Below are 25,275 nucleotides of genomic sequence, written 5' to 3' on the forward strand. Positions count from 1 at the left end.
TTTGGGCGTAGCTACGCAATGCCCTCGTGAAAACTGGCACCATCAAAAGCTCGTCTGACAGTCCGCGTGAAGCCTATTTCACCGTGAAGTTTGCTGTCAACTGATTTCTTAATTCCGGTATTCTTTGCTATTCTTCCGAGACTTGCCATGTATGTAGTCAGCGGTCGCCCAACGCGGTTTTCTTATTTTTGCCAGCCGATCCGCCCCCGTCGGGCAGTCCAACTGCAAGTAAAGCTATGAATCGATTGAGAACCCAGGCCAAAATACCCGTCAGCCGCCGAACCTTCCTCGCATCCCTGTGTGCTGGCGTCGCCGGCATGGGAGTTAGACAGGCTTTTCCACAGGCTGCGGGCACGCCTGGAGTTTCGGGCATACCTGGCGCTCCGGCGCTTTTTCAGGCAATCGACCCTTCGCGGTCCGGCATAACGTGGACTCACTCCAATGGCCGCTCTCCGTCCTATTACCTGCCTGAGACTACGGGCGCGGGCTGCGCCTTCCTCGATTACGACAATGACGGGTGGATGGATATCTACCTGGTCAACAGCGGGGCGTGCGATTTCTTCACCCCGGCAACGCCGCTCAGAAACGCGCTCTATCGCAATAATCGTGACGGCACATTCACCGATGTCACCCTGAAGGCGGGTGTGGCTGGCGCGGGATACGGCATGGGCGTGGCCGTGGGTGACTTCAATGGGGACGGATACCCGGACATGTTCGTGACCGGATATAACCGCTCGATTCTCTATCGTAATAACGGCGATGGCACCTTTACCGACATTACGGAGAAATCGGGCATCGTCACACCGGGCTGGGCATCGAGCGCAGTCTGGTTTGACTACGACAACGATGGCCGCCTCGACCTGTTTGTGTGCCGCTTTGTTGAGTTTGCCAAGCAGGACAACAAGTTTTGCGGCAATGAAAAGACCGGGGATCGTTATTACTGCATTCCCAGCGTCTATCCGCCTGCGGCAAGCTGGCTTTTCCACAACAACGGCGATGGCACTTTCACCGACGTCTCTGCGCAGACCGGGATCGCCTCAGTCAAAGGAAAAGCCTGGGGAGCGGTGGCCACGGACGTCAACAACGATGGCTGGATGGATCTGTTTGTCGCCAACGACACGGAGCGAAACTTTCTGTTTATCAACCATCAGGGCAAGTTCAAGGACGAGGGGCTTGAGGCTGGCATTGCCTACAGCGCTGACGGGCGCGCACGTTCAGGCATGGGCGTCGATTCCGCCGATCTCGACCAGGATGGCTGGCAGGATCTCTTTGTCACCAACGTTGACCAGGAGATGTACTCCGTTTACCACAACAACCACGATGTCACCTTTGACGATCTGGCGGCGCCCTCCGGGTTGGGCAACACTACCCGCGCCATGAGTGGATGGGGTTTGCGCTTTTTCGACTACGACAACGACGGAAACCTTGACCTCTTTATCGCCAACGGACACCCGGACGACCAGATCGAGGCTCACTCGGCCAGCGTTACCTATCGCGAGCCGCTTCTGCTCTTTCACAACAACGGCAACGGCCTGCAGAATGTCAGCGATTCAGCCGGACCCATTTTTCATGAACATTTCTCTGCCCGCGGTCTGGCCATCGGCGACTTCGATAATGACGGCGCGGTCGATGTACTGGTGGCGGTTAATAACGGTGCTCCCTTGCTGCTTCGTAACCAGGCTGCGCATGGGAGTCACTGGCTTGGCCTGCGGCTCATTGGGACGAAGGCCAACATTGACGCTATTGGGGCACGCATTGCATGGACCGCGGGAACGTTGAAGCGAACGGCTCTCAAGACCGGCGGAGGAAGTTTTCTTGCCAGCCACGATCCTCGTATCGTCCTCGGGCTCGGCTCCAATAGCAAACTCGACCATCTGGAAATTCGCTGGCCCCAGCCGAGTACGCGTGTCGATACGTTCACGGATCTTCCCGTCGACCGCTACATCACTATTGTCGAGGGCAAGGGCATTCGATCCTGACCTTTCGACCTCCGCAATGAGCCGGCCTCGAACCCAAAATCGGAATTCAGGCACGCTTCGGTTGTAATCGTATACAATTCGGTTCGCTCGAAAAATACTGCTTTGGGTCGCAATGAATTTCTGGCGAGTACGCCCGCGGCAATTGCAATTTCCAAAAAATAAGGATGGGCATAGGCATGCGAAAAATACGAACTCAGAAAAGCTCGTTCGCGATAGTTTGCGGTATCGCGTTGTTGTTCAGCCTTGGCTTGATGGCGGTTCCGGGATACGGGCAAAGCCTGACCGGTAGCTGGGTGATCGAAGGAAAAACCCTCGACAACGGGGAGCAACCCAAGTCGATTGTGGAGTTGAAGCAGGACGGCAGCACAGTCACCGGTACTCTGAAAACCCTGGGCTACAGCGTGGAACTGAAGGGGACAGCGACTGGCAATCACTTTGAGGTCTTCGCCAACTGGAGCACGACCAGGCCTTTTCTTGCAGGCGATCTCGTCAACGGCGAGTTGCATGCCACGGAGCGCGGCCGAAACCCGATAGTGGCTAAGCCGAGTACCAGCGCCGATGCGATGCCTCTGGTTCCATACATCGAGCCTCCGCCGCTGCACAAGATTCCTTACAATGGATTGGCCAAGACGCCGCCGATGGGCTGGAATAGCTGGAATCTCTTCGCAGGAAAAATCGATGACCAGACCGTGCGAACGATGGCCGACGCAATGGTGTCCAGTGGCATGCGCGACGCCGGCTACATCTACGTCAACATTGATGACACATGGGAAGGCGTACGGGACGCGCAGGGAAATCTGCAGGCCAATCACAAGTTTCCTGATATGAAGGCGCTGGCAGATTATGTGCATTCCAAGGGGCTGAAGCTGGGCATCTATTCTTCGCCTGGGCCACGCACCTGCGCTGCCTATCCTGCCAGCTACGGGCACGAGGTACAGGATGCCAAGACCTTCGCCAGTTGGGACATCGACTACCTGAAGTACGACTGGTGCAGCGCGCGCAATATCTATAAGAACGACGCGCTCCAGCCCGTTTATCAAAAGATGGGTGAGGCGCTGCAGGCCACAGGCAGACCGATGATCTACAGCTTGTGCGAGTACGGTTGGGGCAGCGTCGAAAAATGGGGAACGGAAGTCGGCGGCAACCTGTGGCGTACGACGGGCGACATCCGCGACGAATGGTCAAGCATGATCGAGAACGTTGAGAAGCAGGTGCCGACCGCTCCTTACGCGGGTCCGGGCCATTGGAACGATCCCGATATGCTAGAGGTCGGCAACGGCCACATGAGCAATGACGAATACCGCACACACATGAGTTTGTGGGCGCTCGTAGCTTCGCCGCTGTTGGCTGGTAACGATATTCGCATCATGACGCCCGAGACGAAAGCAATCCTGCTCAACAAAGAAGTGATCGCAGTCGATCAGGACTCGCTGGGCAAGCAAGCCTCGCCGGTCAAGAATGGCGATGTTGAAACCTGGGTAAAGCCGCTCGCGGATGGAGGTGTTGCTGTGGGCGTGGTGAACCTCGGATCATCAGCCGCGCAAACGACAATCCATGCCAGCGATCTGCACCTGGGCAAGGTGAAGAAAGCGCGCGACCTGTGGGAGCATAAAGATGTGAAGTTCACCGGCGATGGTTATTCCGCAACCGTGCCATCGCATGGCGTACTGCTCTTGAGAGTCAAATAAGAGCCGAGTCAAATAAAAGCTGGCATTAACTGCATCTATATCTGCAATCATGCTCGAATCCTGTTTCCCAAGGGTTTGAGCATGATCGTTTTGGAATGAACTTCGCGGCAGTTTATACCGGTGAGACCGGTCGATCTGGACACCGATAGATCAACGGTTTAAGCGTGTGTTTAGAAATTACATTTTGGATACATTCGTCTGACATCTCATGACTGCCAAAGATATAACTCTGGTTACAAGAGATCTTCGCTGACGAGTCGGCATGTGACAACGCCGGTGCTGGTGGCGCAGTCTTTATAGCTGCAATCCAATGGCGATATGACGAACGAACACATTTTGCAGACAGCCCCAGTGGCGGTAGAACTTCCCAAAACACTGGCTCTCCAAAAGTCGCTTCTCAGCGATATGGAGTTGCCCTTCCGCGAGATTTTCTATCCACTTGGCTATGCTGTCGAGATCATCACTAACGACCCGGCAGTGCTCGAAGCGGCGCGTGAGAGCTTTGGTCATGGACGCTTCTCCCGGTCGAGCGCCACACTCCAGGTGCGCATTGGCGTCAGCGAGGGAGGTGGTCCTGGGTGTCCACCTGAGCCTGTTCGACGTCAGTATAACTATCTCTATTCCATGGTGGCAGACGCTGAGAATCAGGCAATGCTGGATTTAAAATCCTGCGTTAGTTTTGTCTGGTTACAGAAAGCTACTGTCGATAACAGACTCTATTTTCGCTATAACTTTCTTGAAAAAACGGTCTACTTGCTGCTAGGTTCATCCGTCGTAACAGACCTGCATGCAGCCTGTGTCAGCAAGCATGGGAAAGGCATTCTTCTTTGCGGAGACTCGGGCGCGGGGAAATCGACACTCTCTTATGCCTGTGCGCGTAGTGGGTGGACATATACCTCGGATGACACGAGTTATCTGATTAATAACTCGGATATGCCTTCCGTGATTGGACATTCACATCGAGCGCGTTTTAGACCAAGCGCCAAGACTATTTTTCCGGAGTTGGAAGGCCGCGCGTTGACTCCGCGAATGGAAGGGAAACCTTCGCTGGAAGTTCCGACCTCGGAGTTACCCGGCATCCAGAGTGCGAGCGAGGCGGAGGTACATTACATCATTTATCTGAATCGATCTCCGTCGGCAACGGGCAAGCTTATTCCATTGCCTGAGGGTACGGCGACACAACGCACGCGAAGAGAGCTTTACTCTGCTGGAGAAGTTCGTGCAAAGCACGAGGAGATCCTGGAGTCATTGTCCAGCGTTCCCACATTTGAACTGCAATATTGTGAGTTGGATCATGCCATCCAACAACTCGATCTGCTGTTGCAGGGCGCTTGAATTAAGCGATCACGCGTCGGTTGCTACAGAGCAATGTGCTCGAATGGCTCTCCCGCGAAGGCTGAGTCGGCTGATTTTTCAATAGAATTTGCGAGCTCTTCCTCGATTACTTTCACAGCACGCTCCAATCCATAAGTAGACAGAATTTTAGTTTGTATTTCCCTGGCGACATTGCTGTAGCTTGCATTGCATAGAACCTTAAGCACGGCCAAACGCAGACGCTTTGTTGAAAGCATTTTTTCCGGAATCACTTCTGCAACCGTTAGCCTAGCCAAACGAGCTGCCAGTGCAGGCTGATCATGCGTGATGGGAATGACAACCATGGGCTTGCCTTCCATGAGGGCCTCCAGCACGGTGTTAATTCCAGCGTGATTGATCACGATGCTGGCGATTTTTATAAGCTCAAGTTGAGGAGCGACACTCACTACCAAAGGATCTCCCGGCAAGCCCTCAAACATTTTGGGATCTCGACCGCCGCCCAGGGAGATCACCACCTGCAGGCCAAGACCCACGCACGCTTCGGCTATGATGCGGAAGGTCGACGGCTGAATCTTTCGCGCAGTTCCTAAAGAAACATAGATCAGAGGTCGACCATCGAGACGGTTCCAGGGAAACTCCACTGACGGTCTTGCATGTTCATCAACAAAGGGCCCGGCGTAATGGAAGGTGCGTGGTATTTGACGCGGAAAATCAAGACATTCAGGAAGCGTCGCAATATGTGCCAAAGCCGGGAACGCTTTTTGAAGTTCTCGAATCGATCCGAGGCCGAGTTGCTTCCTGTGCTTATTCAGCTTCCAGCGCACAGGTCCGCATATGCGAAAAACAGATACCTGCAGCAACATATTTTGCAGTCTGGAAAAATATGAAATTGGATTGTCACAGTGCGACAATGAACGCGGCACGGACCATCCGAAATTGTGCGGCACAGAAGTGGATACAAGAAAATAAGGTAACCGCAACATCTGAGCTAACGTCGGCCCCGGCAGCGCAACCTCGTCGATAATGAGTGCGTCGATGCCGGATCGAATAAGTACATCCGGAGCTTCCCGGAGATACATTTCTATTTCATCCGTAATGCGCTTGATGCGGTAGAGCAGATCTGCAATGCCTGATTTTGAAGACTTGTTCTTATCTGCGCGCACTTTCCCTATGGGAGAGAATTCAAGGCCATATTGACGCACTCGAGCTTCTAACTCAGGGCGCTGAAAGAATGTAACTCGATGTCCTCGGAGCATCAATTGCCGTGACAGTGCAGACAGAGAATTCAGGTGCCCGGTACCGCCATAGGACAATACTCCAAAGTGTGACATTTATTCCTTCCGGCAGCACGAAACTCTGATTGCAGGTGCTCACCTGGACAAGATCAAGTGCTGTGTTCCTTAGGCAATCGCAATGCTGATCCACATTTGCGTGAGCCTGCCCGGTGAATCGGAAGAGCGGATACGTGTGTAAGTCGCGTATCTCTCAATCCTGATCTCTACGCTGGAATGCGAATCTGCTTACCACTCAGCCGTAACTCACCTTTGCCCAGTGCCTCTTCCGTCTTCTGCAATAACTCTTTTACCGGCGTGCGCAGCCATCGAATTGTTCCGTCTATCCAGACAGGCTCCAATCCGTGCTTTTCCGATAAAGGAAGCCGCTCTAACACTGCCTCCGACGCAAGCTGAACGCGGCCTCCAAGCATGACAAACTCCACATCTACCATGGAGAGTGCCTGCAATCTGTGAGCTGCATCACACCCTGTATCACGAAAAGCAATCAGGTCTGCTATGCCAGATACTCGTATGGCTCCCTCTCCATTTTCTAAGCGAAGGATTAGCGCTGGATTCTCAGTCACCATGCGATAAGCGTCTAAAGATGAAATGCCGCAAAGACGAATTGCGAATCGGATCTCATCCAAAAGATCGCCCTCGGCTGTCAATGGAGAGTCGTTTCCCAAAGCCACGTTATCGATTGCGCCAAGGACAGACATATCCGGAAGTTTTTCAAAGAGAAAGTTATTGGAGGATGGACATACGATAAGGGAAGCGTTGCGCTCCCGCATGAGCGCAACACCATCATGATCGATTGCGAGTCCATGCACGAGCACCGTATGGTCATCCAGAAGGCCCAGTCGATCAAATCCGAGGAGCTCTACACGCGCTACTTCATCGACTCCTTCACATGCATGCACAAGGAACGCGCGTCCTTCGGGAGTGGCTGAACGCGCTGCGATAAGATCTCCGCCGAGCGCTAGAGAATGTCCCCATCCATACTCCTGGATTACTCGCACCGGGAAATCCTCACGTTGCATTTCAGCCCGAAGAGGGTTGTGGTGACTAACTGTTGTAACTCCGCAAAGCAGGTTTCGGATGCCGCCCCACCATACTCGTAAATCTTTGGGAACGGCCCGGTGCTTTGCAATAATATCCGGGAATTTGTTGTGTATATCCGTTCCCCACTCGATGTAGTTTCGATACGGTGGGTCTGCCAGCCGAGGGAAAAGCGCAAACTCTAAATGGTCATGCGCGTTGATGAGACCAGGCATGATCAGGAAGCCGCTAAGATCAATCGCCGTGCACGACGATCGATCATTCGGACTTAGAGGCGGCTCGCTTAGAATACCGGTTATATAGCCGTCCGTGATCTGGATGGAAGCTTGTACGCGCGCCTGCGGTCCAAGTGCGCAGATGCCTCCGTGGACCACTACCTGCTTTTGTTGTTTTCCTTCGGGATCAGGCATCATGCGTTCTTTCGTGCTACGTACATGCGGAATAGGACAGCCAGCGCTTCTCAAGTTTGCGTAATGCGTGGCTTGCTCACAGGGCCGTGCGTGGACGACCCTGTGAGCAAGCCTCATGTGAAATCCGCACGACGTGAAGCTGTGACCGCTTATATCGGTTCTACAGCAAGGGCACTGCATACGAACACCTGAGTGAATTACCGCGTTGCCGGAAATCAATCGGGCGCGATAACTCTGCATTTTATGCCTCGCTAGCTGGAGCTAATTGCTCAATCGAGACGAAAGCAGACGAGGTAAAACCATCGACTTTGTCCGGGATCTCAAAGGCCTCTGCATCCCGGCTCACAGGCTCCAGTGCATAGACGTTGTTCCACAGGCTCTCGATGTGAGCCTTGGTTTCACTCGATATCTCCAACTCACTCCAGGAGTCGACCTCTGCATGCAAAGCATTGCGCACCGCCCGGTAAAAATCAGTTGTATAGGCCGCCCGGAACATGATGCAAAGATCACCGCTGTCTGTCCAGTTACGCTTTTGTCCGAGTTGCGTTCTCACACGCTCATAAAACACCGTACCCGGGAGCGGATATGAGAATGAGATTCCAATATCGTCAGGACGCGTCTCGCGAACGAAGGCTATGGTCTCCTGCAACTCCGTCCAGGTTTCTCCAGGATAGCCAAATTGTAGGAAGTAGCAGGCGCGAACTCCAGCTTCCTTTAAGCGGCTGCGTGCAGCAATGACGGAGGGAAGACTGAGCCCTTTGTCCATCGTGTTGAGCACAACCTGCGCTCCGGATTCGACACCCATCCATACTTCAGCGCATCCCGCAGTCTTGAGGTTCTGAACGGTGGACACACTCATCAGATCAGCGCGGGACTGGATCTTAAAAGGGATCGCCGCATCTCGCTTTGTAACTTCTTCAGCAAACTCCTGAACCCAGTGATGATTCAATGCGAAGACATCGTCGCCAAACCAGATATGCTGGACTCCCGCGCTTACCTTCAGTAACTTCATTTCCTCGGCGACTACGGCAGCCGGCCGCAAATGAAACTTATTTCCGGAGATCGGTTTTGCACACCAGTTGCACTTGTAAGGGCACCCGCGGCTGGCAACCATATTGGTAGAAAAATATCCATGAGACTTCATCCATGCTGCGCGATATGGCTCCAAATCAATTAGATCGCGCGATGGTAAAGAAAGCTCCATCCATGCTGCGTTCTTCGCAAGCCTGTGTGGACTCTCAACGAGTCGGCCTTGTTCATCGAGTCTTACGAGGCCTTCGAGTTCGGGCATTTCCTCTGCGTTCAGTATGGATGCGCATAACTGTACCAGGGTCTCTTCTGCTTCTCCACAGAGGACAAAGTCAAAGCCGTTCTCAAGGAACAGGGCTGGATTGTCCGTGGAGTCGGAACCATGTACAACAGTGATGCTGCCCATGGCGCGAGCGGCTTTCGCCATCTCCCACGCTACTTCTCTCATGCGCGTGAGACACATCTTCGAAAGAAAGTTGAAGTCATCTTCATAGACAGCAACGATCCTGGGCTGATGCTCTTGCAGCATTGCAGTAAACTTTGCAGACGGTTCCTCCAGCATCGAATCGAACGCTGCAACAGAGATGCCATTGTCCCGCAGAGCAGTAGCTGCATAGAGAGTACCGATGGGCGTGTACGGCTGCATCTTGCTCAGTTGCTTGGAGTCATACGGAAGATGATACGAATGTGTCAGTAAAACCTGTGCCAAAGTTCACCTCAATATTTATACGCTGGCAGATTCAACATGCAGCCTCTGCGTGCACTTAGCCGATTCTCGCGACTAGTGCACTTGGCTTTTCTCTATGCAGCGTAACTGGGTCAAGTGTGGGTAGTTGTCAGAATATTGTCAGCCCAGTGTCATTCCTTTGCCGTTAAGTTTTATTGCGCATTGGTGCGACGGAATTGATAGAGAATATGGTCGCCAAGCATCGCCAGGGGACGCGCAAGACTGCGGTCGATCCTCTCCATTGCTGCAAGCAGGTGGGGATGCCCCGAAATCCACGGCTCGGCGGCGCTGGGTGGCACTGTCACGCCAATGCCAATGCGCTTCTCCAATACAAACCATGGGGCGAAGGCGCGTTGCATCGCAGCACGACGGTGATAAACGACGCTGAATTCGCGCTTGGCAAGCCGAGCGTGTACTTCGCCGCTTGAGCATCTCCGCAGGGCCAGATGAGGCCTGCCGCGCAAGACTTCCACTACCATCTCGCCTGGGCAAAAGGTGCCAAACAACACCAGCATTGCGGGTGCACCTGGCTTGAGCAATCGCGCTAAACCTCGCGCCACAGGCCCCAGATCGGTGACACAGTTGAGTGGCGCAAAATTGGAGAAGGCACCATCGAACATCGTTCCGCCGGATGAAAGATGCGCGGTAGCAAAGTCTTCCATCTCTTCCCCGGTGGCAATTTCAGCTTGCGCACTGAGTGGCGAAAGCTTGGCTTTCGCCAACTCCACCATGGTGGGTGAGGGGTCGGTCAGCAGTACATCGAATCCGCGTTCAGCGAGAAAGCTTGCATCCTCGCCGGTACCGCCGCCCAACTCCAGAATGTGTCCTCCTGCTGGAAACTCCTGCAACAGAGCATGGCGAACTGCACCGCGCTGTGCTGTTACACTGTGCCACGCACCAAAGCGAGAGTCGAAGTTAGGTGCGATCGCGTCGAAGGCAAGAGCGGCAGGCCGCAAATTAGGCATCATTGTGTAATCCTGTTCATGTGTTGGCGCCAGCGGTATGACTCCCACGGGAAGCGCAATCCTTCCATGATGTGAAAGCGCAAGCGGGAGAAAATATGGTTGAGTTGAATACGATAACGACGTATCTGTACCGATAACGGCTCGTTCGTGGATGCCTGTATCACAGCCGGAGGCAGACGCGAAGGCAACAGGGATTGTCGTAGCGAACGCTTCGCCGGAACACCTGCGGACTCAAGGTCTCTTTGCAGCAACAGGTAGAGCTTGCTACCCGGAAAGCTTCCGAGCACAACGCGCCGGCCATACATCTCGACCCAAAGCCGCGCAGACTCAGGAAGGCGTTCGACGGTCCAGCTAGTAAGTCCTTTTGGAGCGAAATCGCCCATGATATGCGTAATCAGCAAGGTGACTACGCCAAGTCCAATGTATGCGCGCGGATTATCTCTGGCTGTCGATCGAAGCTCTTCCCAGAAAGCATCATCGTCCTGACGAATAAGTACATGGCGTCGAAATTCGACAAGATGTGCTGTGCGTGAGAACTCGCTGCATATGTGCTTGTATGCGTGCAATCCCTGACCTAGAAACAAATCGACAGGCGAAAGCACTGGCATGTCGATGCCATAGAAATCGCGCTTCTCAATGCGGTCCAACAGGGAGGCATGGCCCGGAGTATTGGTCTCGACATGTAACTCCAGAGACCAGGATGACAGGTTCTTATATAAGTCTTTCAGCGGAATGCCAGGTATCTCGTTTTTCTTGAACTCCCAGCTTCTGCCACTGATCGCAGACAGGCGATAACCTCTGCGTTCAAGAATCTGCCGGGCCTCGGAAATGCTTTTCTCTGCTACGAGAAAGTCCATATCAAACTGGTGTCTCATCTCTGGCTTAGGCACGGAATATGGGTATAGAGAGAAACCTTTCAGCGTTGCGTAAGAGAGATTAGCTCGTTGAAAATCCTGCTGAATTCCGACCGACTCTGCAATCATGCCGTGCGTTCGCTTAGTATTTTCGGATAGATTCCGTTGCAGACGTGCAAGGACACGAGGCGGCAAGAGCGCGCACATGTCTAACTCTGTTACTCGATCGAGTAAGTACAATGCGAGGCCACTGATATCCAGCCAAGTCAGTAATTTTCGCCACTCCCTATCAGAGAGGTTTTGCAGTCGAGAACATTGTGCAGGCAGAGGATCGCAAAAGATCAACAGAACAGCCTCGCGAATCGATTGCTGCCTGTTTGGAATTATTGGAGATGTATTCGCATTCATTGCGGACGTCTCGATAAGTGCCTGTGTATCTCCGAGCTGTTCAACCCGCTGAGGCACAACAGGGGTATAAGGTACAAGGTGAATACCTGTTCCATGCGGAGGCCTTTGATCGGAGAAGGATGGCAACATAATTTCCTTGGTTGTGTGAGATGTCTTCGCGGGCTTCATCCTCTGTCCCTGCATACCGCTGTACAAAAATATGAGCTCTTATCGATTGCGCATAATTCAATAGTTATTAAATCTGGCTAAAAATTCTGGCATACCTCGCCCGCTTGGATGGAGATTCTGCTGTCTTTGCAAGCTCTTCTATCTCGGCTTTGGACGGCTTGAGTGCCAGGGGCATTTGCTTCCAGTAGTACTTCAAATCATCCGAATGCCATTGGGAGTACGTTGTTTCCCATGACTTTCCAGACTCTCCGCCAAACGCCAGGTTGGCAGGATTTAGAACTCGCTCGTAATTTTGAAATCTACAATCGAGCGAGAGGCGAAGCTGGTTCGATAGGTTCGGAGAAGCCGCATGCACTGTCAGACTGTGAAAGATGAGCACGTCGCCCGCATTGATTTCGCCGCCGGCCCACTCTTCTCCCTGCGCTGCTCCATCGGGAATCGCAGGAATGTATGCCTGGTCGTGAGCCTGAAAGCCGAAACGGTGAGAGCCTTCCAAAATTTTTAGAGGCCCCTGATTAATTGGGCAATCATGGAACGGAATCCACGCGGTAAAACATTCGACATCCCCATCCATGAACCGATAGTCCTGGTGTGCGTGGACCACCAGGCGCTCGCAATTTGGAAAGATCAAACGCCCAATGGGTTTAGGGTGAACCAGGAGCTGCTCGCCAACAAGCATGCTCATGGCTTGTTTCAGAGCAGGATGGTGCGCAATGGAATGAAACGATTCCAGGTTGAAAATCTCCTGGTAGGTGCGTTTGAATGACGGATCGGGATCGCCGCAGGCCGCGCTCATATTGGCGATGCGCTCCAGCGGGTCATGCTCGGGCAGCAACCAGCCCGCGTTGCTCAGTATCTGCGTTGTCTCACTAAGCACCGAGCCAAGAGCGTCATGTGGCAGCAACCCTCGAATCAGTAGATACCCTCGTGCGTCAATCTCTTCTTTTAGGGCGCTCGATGTCAGATCACACGCTCGAATTTCGCGAAATGGCTTCACTTGCTCTTCCTCCATCACATGCCTGGCCGGCAATAGGAACTCTGATGTAAGAAAAGTAGCAGTTGGCCAAACTCGAGATGTCAGCCAGATATCTCCAAAATGTAATTTTCGTAGGACCCGTTCATCGCTGTGGATAATTGTGCCCTGTGTTCATTCCGCCACACCTCCTCCGCTCATTCGATCCCTGCTGGCGGCGGTACACCCCATAAAAGAGGTGGCGCTCATTTAACTGGCACTATTTGTATCCCGCTGGAATGCCTGTTGTAGGCTGGAAAAGAAAGTATCCCGAGACTTCTATGACAGTGCCAGAGCAGTGGACAGGTGACGAGTGCCGCGATGTCATGAGCGCGATCCCCGTATACGTGTGGTCAGCGCTGCCCGACGGTACGGTTGATTTTGTCAATCCTCAATGGCAGCAGTATACGGGCCTTCCTGCGAGCGCGGCTTTTGGCTGGAAGTGGGAATCGGTGATTCATGCTGAGGATGTGGATCGCTACACTTCGGCCTGGAGGTCATCGCTTGATAGCCTTCACCCTTTAGAACAAGAGATACGCGTACTCAGCAAAAATGGGGTTTATCGATGGTGGCTCATTCGATGTACTCCTGCATATGGCAGTTCAGGCCAACTCCAGAGATGGTATGGCGCGGGTTTCGATATCGATGACCGAAAACGAGTACAGGAAGAGCTGCAACGCAACGATGAAATCGTCCATGATCGTATCGAGCAAGAACTTCGCGACACGATCGATGCGATTCCAGTGCTTTGCGGAACGCTGTCGTCCGATGGAAATGTCGACTTCTTCAACCGGCGTACGCTTGAATACTATGGTCTGTCTTCTGAGCAAATGATTGGTTTCAACTGGAAGAATGTGGTCCATCCAGATGATCTGCCCAGGCTTGTCGCGGCCCAGCAGGAATCTTTTCCTGCCGGACGGTCGCTTGATATCGAGACGCGATGCAGACGGGCTGACGGGGTATATCGCTGGGTGATCCATCGCATCGTGCCGAGGTATGACGAACGTGGGGAGATCGTCAAATGGTACGGCATAACCTTCGATATTGAAGATCGTAAGCGTGCTGAGGAAGCAGTGCTGGAGCAGCGTGTCTTCGAGCGCACCCGGATAGCACGCGATCTTCACGACACCCTGTTGCAGAACTTTCAAGCGACGCTGCTCATGTTAGGTGCCGCGAAGAATCTTCTCGATGGAGGGCCGGTTAAAGAAGCGCTCGAACAAGCCCTTGTTAAGGCTGACCGTGCTATTGCTGAGGGCAGAGATGCAATCCAGGGCCTGCGTCTGGGTGCGGAGGAGCCTGGAGATCTCATCACGGTGCTGACTACGCTGGGCAAAGGCCTGGCCGCCGGGCTTGAGACTGTGGGTGGGCCTGCGTTTCATGTGGAAGTTTCAGGCATTCCTGCCCGCTTGCATCCATCCGTTATTCACGAAGTCGTCAGTATCGGTAGCGAAGCTCTCCGAAATGCTTTCCGTCACGCTCGTGCAAAGCATATATGGCTGCACTTCCTATACGAGGCGGCGGAATTTCGCCTTGCTGTCGTTGATGACGGTATAGGCATCGATCCCACCATTCTGGTTAAGGGACGAGGCGAAGGCCACTTTGGATTGGCTGGTATGCGCGAGCGCGCAAAGATCGTCAGCGGTGAATTCGCTCCCTGGAGTGAACTTGAGGTTGGGACTAGGATCGAGCTGAAGATCCAGGCGCCACACGCGTATGATGTTTCGTAAACGTCACGAACTAGACGGAGCGCGCGGTTTTGAATGTCATCTTTTGCCGGTCGAAGGTCTTCGCGAAACCATCACACTGTGGGTCTCTTCATCGCATCCTGAGTGGCTATCGGATGCAATCTCTTCATTTTGATACTGGTGCAGAGGTACGCGCACACGAAAGTGTAGTTCGCCAACCCTTCTAATGTGGCGTTGCAAAAGAAGAGGAATAGAGCACAATGAGCTTGCTTATCTGCGCTATTCGAGCGCTTCATCTTTCCGGCATGGGTGCGGCTTGTCTGAATTGTCGATTGGATTGCTGCGGAAGGATCGTGTCAATGCCGGCGATTACGAGCAATGAAGAGCGAAAGCGCCAGAGGAGACGCGAACAGATACTACCAAGAGAAGTTATGGGGGAACCAAATAACCAGATTTGGAAGTATGATGCACCGCCGCTGCGATCGTGTTTAGAAAGCAATCGCCTAAACTGATATGTTGGCGGAGACCATCAAGCCCTGCGAGGTGTGCTCGGCATGGCGGAAGGGCTGGCGGTAATAAGTATGACACCGAAACGGATTACCGTGATGTGCGTAGATGACCATCCCCTCATGCGGGACGGTATCGCTTTTGCCCTACAGCAGGAATCTGACATCGAGCTTGTGGCGCAAGCTGAAAACGGTACGAAAGCTGTTAAAGCATTTCGGCAGCACCTTCCGGATGTTACGCTCATGGATCTACAGATGCCTGAGATGGATGGCATTGAAGCTATGTCGCAGATCCTCGCAGAGTTTCCAAAGGCTCGCATTGTTGTGCTGACTACATATTCCGGAGACATCCATGCAAGCAGGGCGCTCAGGCTGGGGGCGATGGGATATCTACTTAAAGGTCTCCTTCGTACAGACTTGGTTAAGACAATTCGGGCCGTGCACTCTGGAGTTCGCTGCGTTCCATCGGAGGTCGCCCAGGAAATTGCCACTCATCTTGCGGTCGGGCATCTTTCAGAAAGAGAGCTTCAAGTGCTCCGTCTGGTTGCGGATGGAAACTCCAACAAGGTGATAGCAGACCTGCTGCGGATTACAGAAGATACCATCAAGGGCCACATGCGAAATGTGATGCAAAAGCTGCAGGCAAATGATCGCACCCATGCGGTGACGATAGCGACAAAGCGCGGTTATCTGAATGGCTGACACGATTTACGATCGACAGAATCCAGCGACTACAACAGCTCGTCGCAGGAAAGTACTCGCCTTTGGTTTCACGGGAGAAAACATTTCTCCGCTCGTCTCTTGTTGTTTCTGTTAGATAGCCACACGAAAGTGTGGTTCTGCGACCACAGTAAAGCTTGTTCCTCAAGCTGCGATATTTTCGTTACACTCTGAAGAGATCAAGAAATCCTTTCTCATTCGACATCGTAGGCAGGAGGCACTCTCACACCTGTCTGAATGCAAGGAACGGCGAATGAAAGTAATGATGATCCTTCGCGGCGCACACATGAAATTAAATGTCTGCGCTCGCCATCTAACGCGACCTGCCTCGGTTATATTCGTGGCAGTTGAATCATTGTCTCTGACCGGTTGCGGTGGAGCGCCCTCGATTACTATAGCCGGCGCCTACTTCCCAGCGTGGCTTTTGTGTGCCCTCATAGCAGTTCTTGCCGCGGTGATGGCACGCAGCTTGATGCTCGTTAGTGGGCTTGCAAACCATATCCCCTATCAGTTAGCAGTCTGTTCATCGATCGGTGTAATTGCCGGCCTCGTTATGTGGCAGCTTTGGGTGGTGCATTGATGACGGAAGCTCGTGGAATTCGTAAGCGCAAACCTCTGGGCGCGGTGATTGCTCTCATTCTTGTTATCCTCGCCGCGTTTTTCTGGGGTCGAACATTATTAACGTCGAAGCCCAGCACCGATGATGCAAGCATCGACGGCGAGGTCGTGCACGTTGCGCCGTTGGTCGGTGGGCGAATCATTGAATTAGCTGTTCACGAAAATCAACTCGTACACAAAGGCGATCTGTTGTTCCGGATCGATCCGGTTCCATATCAAATCAATGTAACGACGGCAGAGGCTAATCTCGATGTCGCGCGCGCGAGCGTAGGTTCTAAAAAACGTTTTGTCGCTACGCAGCGTTGGAATGCGGATATTGCAACGGAACAAATTGGTCGAGCCAAAGATAACCTGGCTCTTTCGCAAAGAACGCAAGAGCGCCTCGGACCGTTGGCTGCCAAAGGATATATTCCACAGCAACAGTTCGATCAGGCAAAGGTTGCGACGCAGGATGCGACAACCTCACTCGCTCAAACGGAAAAGCAACAACGTGCCGCTGAAAGCTCGGTGGATACTGCCGACGCTGTGGTTGCGAGCGTAAGGGCCGCAGCCGCTGAGCTTGCCAATGCACGCCGTGCCTTGTCAGACACGGAAGTGCGAGCCCCGCATGATGGGCGCATTGTCGGCTTGACTATATCGACGGGCGAAGTCGTTGCTCCATCGCAGGCGCTCTTTACCCTCATCAATACTGAAGAGTGGTTCGCTTCGGCAAACTTCCGAGAGACCGATCTCAATCGAATCGAGCCTGGGGCCTGCGTGACCGTCTACTCGATGATCGATCGCAGCGTGCCGATAAAGGGCGTTGTGGAGAGTGTTGGATACGGGGTGCTCGACACGGACAAGATTGACGTGCCCAGAGCCGCTCCTTATATACAACCTTCGCTCAATTGGGTCAGGGTGGCACAGCGGTTTCCGGTGCGCATTCGCCTGGAGAGCCCACCCGAACGTCTGGTCAGGCTGGGCGCCAGCGCCGTTGTGGAGGTTGCACATGGCCACGCGTGCCGATAGTGGAATTCGATGGGCGTCCGTATGGCAGCTCATTGCAGACCCTGCTCCTGGGCGGTTAGCATTCGCCGCGCGCCTCGCGTTGATTTGCACGCTCGTGGCTATTTTTGCAGAGACCTACACAACCCCTGAGATCGCGCTCACTGTCTATCTCGTGTTTTTTTTGAATAAGCCGGACCGCATGTCTAGCATGGCGCTGACCATCGCAATAACAGTACTCATAACTCTTCTCGTGGGACTTCTGCTGCTTCTCGCGGAACCTGTCTGGGCCAGTTCTGCCGTGCGAGTTTTAACGATGGCATCAATCTCGTTCGCCATGCTTTTTTTTGCTTCCGCAAGCAAGTTAAAGCCGTTGGCATCCACCATAGCGCTCGTTCTCGCGTATGCACTGGATGTATTAGGCTCAGTGCCGGTCGGGGAATTGGGGACACGCGGTCTGCTTTACGCATGGCTCTTCGTCGGAATTCCCGCACTCATCTCAGTCGTCGTAAACCTGCTCATTGCGCCATCTCCGCGCAGCATTGCACAGAAGGAAATCGCAGAGCGGCTTCGCTTCGCCGCAAAACTTTTAATTGAAAGTGATGATGTTGCGATTAGCAGGCCAGCGCGTTACGCACCGATAGAGGACGCTGAAACGCAGGCTCACCTCAAGCTGGCCGGTCTTGAAAAGACAAGCAGCGATGAGGATATTGCCGCTTTGAAAGGCGCCTCCGATTGTGTCGTCATCGTGCTCTCCGCAGTACAGCTCATGCTGGACGAGCCTCAGGCAATGCCTCCCGAAAACCTCAAGCGGGCGATTGAATTCCGGCTACTGGAAGTGGCCTCTATCTTCGCCGCCGGCGGCTATGCAGCCAAGGTCGATCCGGTAAACATCGATGATGATTGCACCGGCCTCGCCGTTTCAGCAGTGGACTTTCTCAACACGGGGCTTACACAGTTCGGCGAGTTGAGGCCGACCAAGAGTTTGGAGAAACCGAAAGAGCACGCAGGGTTCTTCCTGCCCGATGCATTCACGAATCCGGCGCATACGAAGTTTGCGTTCAAGATCACGGCCGCAGCGATGCTGTGCTACCTTCTCTATTCCATCCTTAGCTGGCCCGGCATCCATACGGCGCTGATCACATGCTTTATCGTCTCGCTTGGAACAGCCGCGGAGAGTGTAGAGAAGTTGACCCTACGTATTCTTGGATGCCTGGTCGGTGCCGGGCTGGGGCTACTGGTCATGATCAAGGTGATTCCTTTGGTGACGAACATCGGAAGCCTGGCAGTGATTGTTTTTGTTGGCGCGTTTCTCGGAGCGTGGATCGCGGCCGGCGACAAGCACATTTCCTATGCTGGATTTCAGATCGCATTTGCATATTTTCTTTGTGTAATCCAAGGCCCGTCGCCTTCGTTCAACATGGTGGTTGCCCGTGACCGCGTGATCGGTATTCTTCTGGGAAATATAGTTTCGTATTTCATGGCAACACGGATTTGGCCGGTCAGTGTTGGTCCGCGTATTGACAATGCTCTTCACAAAGCCAGGCACAACCTTGAGAATATGATGGAGGCAATCGATAGATGGTCGCGGCGGCGTCTCGCGGCTGAGACACATTCGATATTGGACGCGATCAAGAGCGATATCCATCTGGCTGCTTACGAGCCCGCATCCATTCGGCCCGGAAGCACCTGGCTCGACGCGCAACAACATGCGGCAGAAGCAGCTCGAAGGTTGGAGCCAGTACTCCTCGGTATTGCAGAGCTGGCTCCCGAACAGGAAAGGAGCCGCCTTCGCGGTCTCCTGAACTGGTGTGCTGAAACCGAGCCCTACACTAATCCGAACAACCGCACTGAAGTTAAATCCCTCGTACCTTTGGAAAATCTGGTGCGCGTTCGAATCAGCGCATTCGAGCAGGCCTTGTCGAATCTCAAACAGGCGGGACAAGATGAATAAAACTCCCTTCATCCTGATTGCACTCCTGCTTCCGCTCGCTGCGTCTCCACTCTATTCGCAGAGCGTGAAACAGGCCTCATCATCGCCTGAGGGCTCTACTGCAGATCGAGTAAAACCACTGAGCCTTCCGGATGCGCCATTCCCTCGTGGAAGTTTTGTACTGCCGCCGAATCCAGATGCAGGGCACATACCTGTGCCTCACACTGCGCTTTCCGTGGATCATGAATACGATCTGGTGGAGTTGATAGACATTGCCGAACGAGAAAACCCGGAGACACGGATAGCGTGGGAGAGAGCCCGCAACGTGGCTATCGGTGAGGGCATTGCGGCGAGCACCTACTTGCCCGTTATCACCGCCAATGTGCTTGGGGGATATCAAGGCGTGAACGGTCAGAGCAGCACTCTTGGGGCCACCGTTCATGGTTCTGCCAATGTGTTTGGCAGCGTGGAGGCTGTGTCGATAGGGTGGCTTCTCTTCGACTTCGGTGGAAGGAAGAACATTGTCGGTGCAGCTAAAAAAATGACCGATGCGTCTAACATCGCATTCACTGGCGCCCATCAACAAGTTATCTATTCTGTTTCAATTGCCTACTATGCGTATGTCGCGGCGGTAGAGCGTCATAAGACCGCAATGGAGGCGCTGACGAACGCGAGTGAAATTGAGGCTGCTGCTGAAGCACGTTACAACCACGGCGAAGGCACGGTTATTGAAACCGCCCAGACTCGCAACTTGACTGCACAAGAGCGATTCTCTGTGGTGAATAGCCAAGGGGCAGAGCAGCAGGCGTATGCGACGTTGCTTGCTGCAATGGGTGTATCGCCGCTGGTGACGATCCGGATTGCGCCAGTGATGCATCATGCGCTCTCCACTGACGATCTCGCGCCGGTCGATCAGATTGTCAGTGACGCGTTGACTCGCCGTCCGGATGTGCTTGCAGGCTACAGCACGCTGCAGGCAAGTCAGGCCTCCGTGAAAGTCGCTGAGGCCCAGAACCGCCCGAAGATTTTCTTAGCGGGTACAGGCGCTTATGTGAGCGGCCAACTCGGACTCACCGCAGTTCCTCCTATCGGAGAGCAGCTACCGACTCTGAACATCACCGGCAATCAATGGAATGGAACGATTTTGATGGGAATGTCGATTCCGATCTTTGACGCTCACCGGCGTGCCAATGCAATTCGTCAGGCGAAGAACGACGAGGATAAAGCCGCAACAACTCTTGATCAGATACGCCTGAATGCCATGCGAGAGATTGTGTCTGCACAGATTGCGCTGCGCACCAGCCTGGCTGCAAACGATGCGGCGCTCGTGTTGAAATCCGCCGCGCAGACGTCCTATGACGCGACGCTGGATTCCTACAAGCAGGGAGTCGGCACAGTGACAGCAACTGTCGATGCCGAGACACATCTTTTTCAAGCAGAGCTTGCCGAGGATGATGCCTACACGTCTGCTTTATCTGCTGCGGCCACAATTGCTTTTGCGACGGGAACTCTCGGAGCGGCTCCCAGGTGAGTGATCGCCATCGGAAGTTGACTCACGTCAGGCGAGCAGAAATGCGCCTTTTCTCAGTTCGATCATTGGATAGGAGCCAGATGCGGCCATTGAATAGTATGCGTTCAAAAAGCAGGATGTGGAAGGCCGCCGTGTGCGTTGCGCTGTCCATCGTTGGTCTATACACTCCGGCCGCGAATGCGCAAGCTGCAAATGCTCAAGCAGCGAGTGCTCAAGCCGCGCATGGAGCTGATGACCATAACGTGCCGGAAGCAGCAACACCAGCCATAACGCCGGCGACTGGCAGGCCGCGGATTGGCCTCGCTCTCGAAGGAGGAGGCGCTCTTGGCATTGCTCATGTCGGCGTTCTCCTGTGGCTGCATGAGCATCGCATCCCTGTCGATGAAGTTACAGGGACAAGCATGGGTGCCCTGATTGGCTCGCTGGTCGCTTCAGGACATTCAGCCGAAGAGATTGAACACCTGGCAGCCGATACAAATTTCAACGATCTCTTTACATTGAAGCCTTCCATGAGCGATCTCAGCTTCAGGAGACGCGCAGATCAAAATGAGTTGCCTCAGGCTATTTCGATAGGCCTGCGCCACGGAACACCATCGATCGGAAACGCGCTGATAGCAGACGGCGAATTGAATGCATTTCTTGGTCGGCAACTGAGTGCTTATAACAGCGAGAATCTGGACTTTGATGCATTGCCCATTCCGTTTCGATGCGTCGCGACAAACCTCACGACATTGCAGCCTGCGGTGTTTCGCTCCGGATCCCTTCCATTCGCCGTACGCGCCTCCATCTCGATTCCAGGAGTGTTTCCCCCTGTGCGGAGTGGCCAGGATCTCCTGGTTGACGGAGCGATTATGGATAATCTGCCGACAGATGTGCTCCGTAGCGAACTGCATGCTCAGATTGTCATTTCTGTGTATCTCGGCGACTCCCCATTTCCAGAGCAGGATGCAACTTCCCTCGTGGGAATCTTTGCGCGCACGTTAGCGGCAGGGACAAGCGGGAATGTGCGATTGAATCGTTCTCGCGCAGATATCGAGATTGCTCCCGAATTGGACAGCTTCTCGGTGACGGATTACAAAAAGGCGAAAGCTCTCATCAAAGCCGGGTACGACGCGACGGAGAAGCAGCGAGCCAAGCTACTTCCGTTAGCAATATCGGAGTCTGATTGGCAGGTCTACCAAGCTGCGCTTACGGCGAAGCTGAGGCGTCCACCAGCTTATATCCGAGTGGCGAGTGTGTCAGGTCCGGACTCATCGGTATCTGCGCATGTGGCCGCGGTTGCGAAGCAGTTACAGGATCATCCCTTTAAGCCAGAACAGGCCGAGGCCGTTGTCGCGACTGTGAGAGGTAACGGAGCGCTGGATGCATATTATGAAACCTTCCAGAGTTCGGCAGCGGGATCGAACACTGGTGGCGGGAGCTCTGGTCTGCCCGATGACGGGGTAAAGATTTACTGGGACAAAAAAGTAGACGGACCACCTTACCTGTTGTTGGGCACAGAAGTCATGGCGGCGACTTCGAATGTTACCAGCAGCATTTTCGACATTCGTTTCGTCGATCAAAACTTCGGCGGCTACGGTTCAGAACTGCGTTCGGATGTTCGCATTGGATACCTCACGCAAGTGGGCACCGAATACTACAAGCCGCTGGGTGCCTCAAGATTGTTCGTTCAACCGAGCGTGCAGCTTCTTCGGGAGCCAGTGTATCTCTGGGATGACCAGAAGCGAGTGTCGGAGCGATTCCTTCAGCACGCAGGTGGCGGCTTGGATCTCGGCGTGGCAGTAAGCCAAAACTTGCAGGCATCGCTGGAGTATCGGGCATCGACGATCCGGTGGAAGCTAGTCAGCGGAACAGACTTTAGCCCCACGCCGCAGCTCTCAGGACGTGTGGAGAGCGCGGCAGCGCATTTTGTCTACACCACGAGGACTGCAGCAATTGCGTCGCCCCACGGCGCCCACGTGGATTTCACGATAGGTCATCTTTTTGACACTTCAGCGAGCGCAGACGCACCCTTTTCTAAACTGAGTGCGAGGCAGTCGTTTACATTCGCACGCGCCAATCTCATCAGTCTCTCGACTGAGGTGAATACATACTTTCGCAACAATGTGGCAGACCCTCTGCGTTTTACGCTTGGCGGACCCCTGCGCCTCTACGCATCGTCAATCGATGAATATCGCGGCACGGATACAGAACTCGTACGAGCGATTTATCTGCGACGCATCGCCTCGCTCCCGACGGGCATTGGACAGGGAGTTTATCTGACGGGAGGATACGAGCAAGGCAATGTATGGTCACCCGAACATCCTGCGATCTTCCGGCAGGATGGGTTCGGAGGAGTTCTGTTGAGCACACCTGTCGGCGCAATCACATTCGGCGGTGCTGTAGGCGATGAGGACCACCGGAAGATCTTCTTTACCTTCGGGAAACTGTTTTAGGCAGAGCCTGGAAATGGAGTTCCATAGAGCATGGATTCTGCAGCGATGAGCGCATTGGCTGTCTTCGGAGGCACATCCGTGGGCTCACTTTCTCCGGTTCTCAGCAACTACGTCCTACAACGGCGAGTTGCGCGGAGGGACTTGATTAACCGTGAAATCGCAGAGAGGCAAAAACTGTATTCCGACTTCATTTCTGAAGCGGCTCGCCTTCATGCCGATGCGATGACTAAGAATATCTTCGATCTGAATGAGTTAGTAAGCCTGTACGCCTTGACGAGCCGCATACGGCTGGTCTCTCCGGACGACGTAGTGCATGCGGCGGAAGAGATGGTCAGGAGCACAGTGCAGCGATATGGCGAAATCAACATGACCCTCGAAGACCTGAGAGAGGCAGCTCTTGCGTCCAGGGCCGATCCTCTCAAGCGATTTAGTACGGCCTGCAGAAAGGATCTGCAGAGGCTTGTTCGACTGGCAGGTTAATGTGCCCTGAACGCCTTCAGGCAGGAATGAAAACAGGCGGATCGCTCGATGGAAAGATCCGCCTGTTGCAATGCAGTCAATCAATCAAAGTACAGATACTCAGTGATTCAAGGACAGTGCCGTGCCCATGAAACTGAGCTACTTCTTCGCGGCGACATCATAGGACTTCGCGCCTGTGCCAGCGAGCGCACCACCAGCAACAATCAGATACTCATTGCGTATGGGCCTGTCTTCAAACCAGCATTCGAGAATCTCCCGCGTTCCTGCAGCATAACGAGCCTGTCCCGAGAGTGAGGCTCCCGAGATGTGCGGGGTCATTCCGTTGTGAGGCATAGTCCGCCACGGATGATCCTTGGGCGCGGGTTGCGGGAACCAGACATCGCCCGCGTAACCAGCGAGTTGTCCGCTCTCCAGTGCGCGAACGATTGCATCGCGATCACAGATCTCACCACGGGCACAATTGACTACATAGGACCCAGGCTTCATGCTGTTCAGTAGCTTCTCATCGAAGAGATTTTTCGTTCCGGGATACAGTGGGGCATGGATGCTGATGGCATCGCAGGCTGCAACCAGTTCCTCGACGCTTGGGTGAAACGTAAGTCCCAGTTCCTTCTCGACGCTCTCCGGCAAACGATGCTTGTCGAAGTAGTGAAGGTGAACGTCGAAGGGCTTGAGGCGTTTCAGCACGGCCACTCCGATTCTTCCAGCCGCTACTGTTCCGACATGCATTCCTTCGATATCGTAAGAGCGCGAAACGCAGTCGGAGATATTCCATCCGCCCTTTGCCGCGATTTCATGCGATGGAATGTAATTGCGGACCAGGGAAAGGATCATCATAACCGCGTGTTCCGCGACGGAGATGCTGTTGGAGAATGTCTCTTCAACAACAGTGATGCCCGCTTTGATAGCAGCATCGAGATCGACGTGGTCCGATCCGATACCTGCCGTAATCGCAAGCTTTAGCTTCCTGGCTTTCGCAATCCGCTCGGCTGTGAGATAGGCCGGCCAGAAGGGCTGTGAGATGACGATGTCCGCATCGGGCAGCTCCTTCTCGAAGACTGAGTCCGGCCCTTCTTTGTCTGAAGTGACAACGAAGGTATGACCAAGACCCTCAAGATATTCGCGGAGACCAAGACCGCCCGAGACGCAACCAAGCAGCTCGCCAGGAACAAAGTCTATATGTTTAGGAGTCGGAACAGTCTGTCCGCCAGGATAGACCTCAATCTTTGGGATATCTTTCCGCGCGTACTGCGGAGGATATCCAGTGGTGGGATCATCGAAAAGAACGCATAGGATCTTCGCCATTTTTTTCCTCTTCTTTGCCTGCAAGTTCGTTGATTTCGCAAGACTCCCCAACTGCGATGGAGAAGAACAGTTGGTTCAACTATCAGCACCCGCCGGGGAACAGCCACTTATCTTTCTAGAGCAATCGCTCGACGAGCAAACTGCTGTTACGACACCTTAGGATGTCGTACGAAGTGGCATTGCAATCAACG

General features: G+C 53.7%; 17 protein-coding genes. 10 read left to right on the top strand and 7 right to left on the bottom strand.

What is annotated here, in order from left to right; genetic code table 11:
• The first annotated feature begins 236 nt into the window (after nucleotides 1–236).
• From OHL19_RS17350 to OHL19_RS17360, 3 genes are all read left to right on the top strand, one after another.
• Entirely contained in the window at nucleotides 237–1,979 is a 1,743-nt protein-coding gene (locus tag OHL19_RS17350) for a CRTAC1 family protein (protein WP_263359047.1), read from the top strand.
• Nucleotides 1,980–2,155: 176 nt separating this feature from the next.
• On the top strand, nucleotides 2,156–3,667 hold the full coding sequence (locus OHL19_RS17355) for a glycoside hydrolase family 27 protein (protein WP_263359049.1): 1,512 nt from the start codon (nucleotides 2,156–2,158) through the stop codon (nucleotides 3,665–3,667).
• 318 nt (nucleotides 3,668–3,985) lie between these two features.
• Nucleotides 3,986–5,002 carry an aldolase gene (locus OHL19_RS17360; protein WP_263359050.1) on the top strand — a complete coding sequence of 339 codons (1,017 nt, stop codon included), beginning with the start codon at nucleotides 3,986–3,988 and terminating at the stop codon, nucleotides 5,000–5,002.
• A 23-nt stretch (nucleotides 5,003–5,025) separates the two neighbouring features.
• On the opposite strand, the gene OHL19_RS17365 is transcribed toward OHL19_RS17360, so the two are convergent.
• From OHL19_RS17365 to OHL19_RS17390, 6 genes are all read right to left on the bottom strand, one after another.
• The gene (locus OHL19_RS17365) at nucleotides 5,026–6,312 is read right to left on the bottom strand and encodes a glycosyltransferase (RefSeq protein ID WP_263359052.1); all 1,287 of its coding nucleotides are present in this window, start codon (nucleotides 6,310–6,312) and stop codon (nucleotides 5,026–5,028) included.
• A 167-nt stretch (nucleotides 6,313–6,479) separates the two neighbouring features.
• On the bottom strand, nucleotides 6,480–7,727 hold the full coding sequence (locus OHL19_RS17370; RefSeq protein ID WP_263359053.1) for an amidohydrolase family protein: 1,248 nt from the start codon (nucleotides 7,725–7,727) through the stop codon (nucleotides 6,480–6,482).
• 238 nt (nucleotides 7,728–7,965) lie between these two features.
• Complete coding sequence (locus OHL19_RS17375) at nucleotides 7,966–9,462, bottom strand: B12-binding domain-containing radical SAM protein (protein ID WP_263359054.1); 1,497 nt, start codon at nucleotides 9,460–9,462, stop codon at nucleotides 7,966–7,968.
• 170 nt (nucleotides 9,463–9,632) lie between these two features.
• The gene (locus OHL19_RS17380) at nucleotides 9,633–10,448 is read right to left on the bottom strand and encodes a class I SAM-dependent methyltransferase (protein ID WP_263359055.1); all 816 of its coding nucleotides are present in this window, start codon (nucleotides 10,446–10,448) and stop codon (nucleotides 9,633–9,635) included.
• Nucleotides 10,445–11,890 carry a nucleotidyltransferase family protein gene (locus OHL19_RS17385; protein WP_317890594.1) on the bottom strand — a complete coding sequence of 482 codons (1,446 nt, stop codon included), beginning with the start codon at nucleotides 11,888–11,890 and terminating at the stop codon, nucleotides 10,445–10,447. The genes OHL19_RS17380 and OHL19_RS17385 overlap by 4 nt, the downstream gene beginning before the upstream one ends.
• A gap of 52 nt (nucleotides 11,891–11,942) precedes the next feature.
• Nucleotides 11,943–12,872, bottom strand: coding sequence for a phytanoyl-CoA dioxygenase family protein (locus OHL19_RS17390; RefSeq protein WP_263359056.1), 930 nt, complete (start codon nucleotides 12,870–12,872; stop codon nucleotides 11,943–11,945).
• A gap of 296 nt (nucleotides 12,873–13,168) precedes the next feature.
• Here OHL19_RS17390 and OHL19_RS17395 point away from each other — a divergent pair, with 296 nt between their 5' ends.
• From OHL19_RS17395 to OHL19_RS17425, 7 genes are all read left to right on the top strand, one after another.
• Entirely contained in the window at nucleotides 13,169–14,614 is a 1,446-nt protein-coding gene (locus OHL19_RS17395) for a PAS domain-containing sensor histidine kinase (RefSeq protein WP_263359057.1), read from the top strand.
• 539 nt (nucleotides 14,615–15,153) lie between these two features.
• Nucleotides 15,154–15,780, top strand: coding sequence for a response regulator transcription factor (locus OHL19_RS17400; RefSeq protein WP_263359058.1), 627 nt, complete (start codon nucleotides 15,154–15,156; stop codon nucleotides 15,778–15,780).
• A 597-nt stretch (nucleotides 15,781–16,377) separates the two neighbouring features.
• Entirely contained in the window at nucleotides 16,378–17,424 is a 1,047-nt protein-coding gene (mdtN, locus tag OHL19_RS17405) for a multidrug transporter subunit MdtN (RefSeq protein ID WP_263359059.1), read from the top strand.
• Complete coding sequence (locus OHL19_RS17410; RefSeq protein ID WP_263359060.1) at nucleotides 17,405–19,354, top strand: FUSC family protein; 1,950 nt, start codon at nucleotides 17,405–17,407, stop codon at nucleotides 19,352–19,354. The genes mdtN and OHL19_RS17410 overlap by 20 nt, the downstream gene beginning before the upstream one ends.
• Nucleotides 19,347–20,864 (top strand): TolC family protein, encoded by a 1,518-nt coding sequence (locus OHL19_RS17415; protein ID WP_263359061.1) that lies wholly within the window; start codon nucleotides 19,347–19,349, stop codon nucleotides 20,862–20,864. Before OHL19_RS17410 ends, OHL19_RS17415 begins: the two co-directional genes overlap by 8 nt.
• A gap of 80 nt (nucleotides 20,865–20,944) precedes the next feature.
• A complete protein-coding gene (locus OHL19_RS17420) occupies nucleotides 20,945–23,299 on the top strand; it encodes a patatin-like phospholipase family protein (RefSeq protein ID WP_263359062.1) in 2,355 nt (784 codons plus the stop codon).
• Nucleotides 23,300–23,329: 30 nt separating this feature from the next.
• Complete coding sequence (locus OHL19_RS17425) at nucleotides 23,330–23,779, top strand: hypothetical protein (RefSeq protein ID WP_263359064.1); 450 nt, start codon at nucleotides 23,330–23,332, stop codon at nucleotides 23,777–23,779.
• 138 nt (nucleotides 23,780–23,917) lie between these two features.
• Here OHL19_RS17425 and OHL19_RS17430 read toward each other — a convergent pair whose 3' ends face one another.
• On the bottom strand, nucleotides 23,918–25,084 hold the full coding sequence (locus OHL19_RS17430) for an NAD-dependent formate dehydrogenase (protein WP_263359065.1): 1,167 nt from the start codon (nucleotides 25,082–25,084) through the stop codon (nucleotides 23,918–23,920).
• Nucleotides 25,085–25,275: the final 191 nt, after the last annotated feature.

Origin of the sequence: Acidicapsa ligni, from assembly GCF_025685655.1 — a bacterium.
Lineage (GTDB): Bacteria > Acidobacteriota > Terriglobia > Terriglobales > Acidobacteriaceae > Acidicapsa > Acidicapsa ligni.

Coding starts and splice junctions, on each gene's coding strand:
- OHL19_RS17430 (WP_263359065.1), bottom strand. CDS start 25,084: ATGGCGAAGATCCTATGCGTTCTTTTCGATGATCCCACCACTGGATAT.
- OHL19_RS17380 (WP_263359055.1), bottom strand. CDS start 10,448: ATGATGCCTAATTTGCGGCCTGCCGCTCTTGCCTTCGACGCGATCGCA.
- OHL19_RS17400 (WP_263359058.1), top strand. CDS start 15,154: ATGACACCGAAACGGATTACCGTGATGTGCGTAGATGACCATCCCCTC.
- OHL19_RS17385 (WP_317890594.1), bottom strand. CDS start 11,890: ATGCAGGGACAGAGGATGAAGCCCGCGAAGACATCTCACACAACCAAG.
- OHL19_RS17360 (WP_263359050.1), top strand. CDS start 3,986: ATGACGAACGAACACATTTTGCAGACAGCCCCAGTGGCGGTAGAACTT.
- OHL19_RS17410 (WP_263359060.1), top strand. CDS start 17,405: ATGGCCACGCGTGCCGATAGTGGAATTCGATGGGCGTCCGTATGGCAG.
- OHL19_RS17365 (WP_263359052.1), bottom strand. CDS start 6,312: ATGTCACACTTTGGAGTATTGTCCTATGGCGGTACCGGGCACCTGAAT.
- OHL19_RS17395 (WP_263359057.1), top strand. CDS start 13,169: ATGACAGTGCCAGAGCAGTGGACAGGTGACGAGTGCCGCGATGTCATG.
- OHL19_RS17370 (WP_263359053.1), bottom strand. CDS start 7,727: ATGATGCCTGATCCCGAAGGAAAACAACAAAAGCAGGTAGTGGTCCAC.
- OHL19_RS17415 (WP_263359061.1), top strand. CDS start 19,347: ATGAATAAAACTCCCTTCATCCTGATTGCACTCCTGCTTCCGCTCGCT.
- OHL19_RS17420 (WP_263359062.1), top strand. CDS start 20,945: ATGCGGCCATTGAATAGTATGCGTTCAAAAAGCAGGATGTGGAAGGCC.
- OHL19_RS17425 (WP_263359064.1), top strand. CDS start 23,330: ATGGATTCTGCAGCGATGAGCGCATTGGCTGTCTTCGGAGGCACATCC.
- OHL19_RS17350 (WP_263359047.1), top strand. CDS start 237: ATGAATCGATTGAGAACCCAGGCCAAAATACCCGTCAGCCGCCGAACC.
- mdtN (WP_263359059.1), top strand. CDS start 16,378: ATGACGGAAGCTCGTGGAATTCGTAAGCGCAAACCTCTGGGCGCGGTG.
- OHL19_RS17355 (WP_263359049.1), top strand. CDS start 2,156: ATGCGAAAAATACGAACTCAGAAAAGCTCGTTCGCGATAGTTTGCGGT.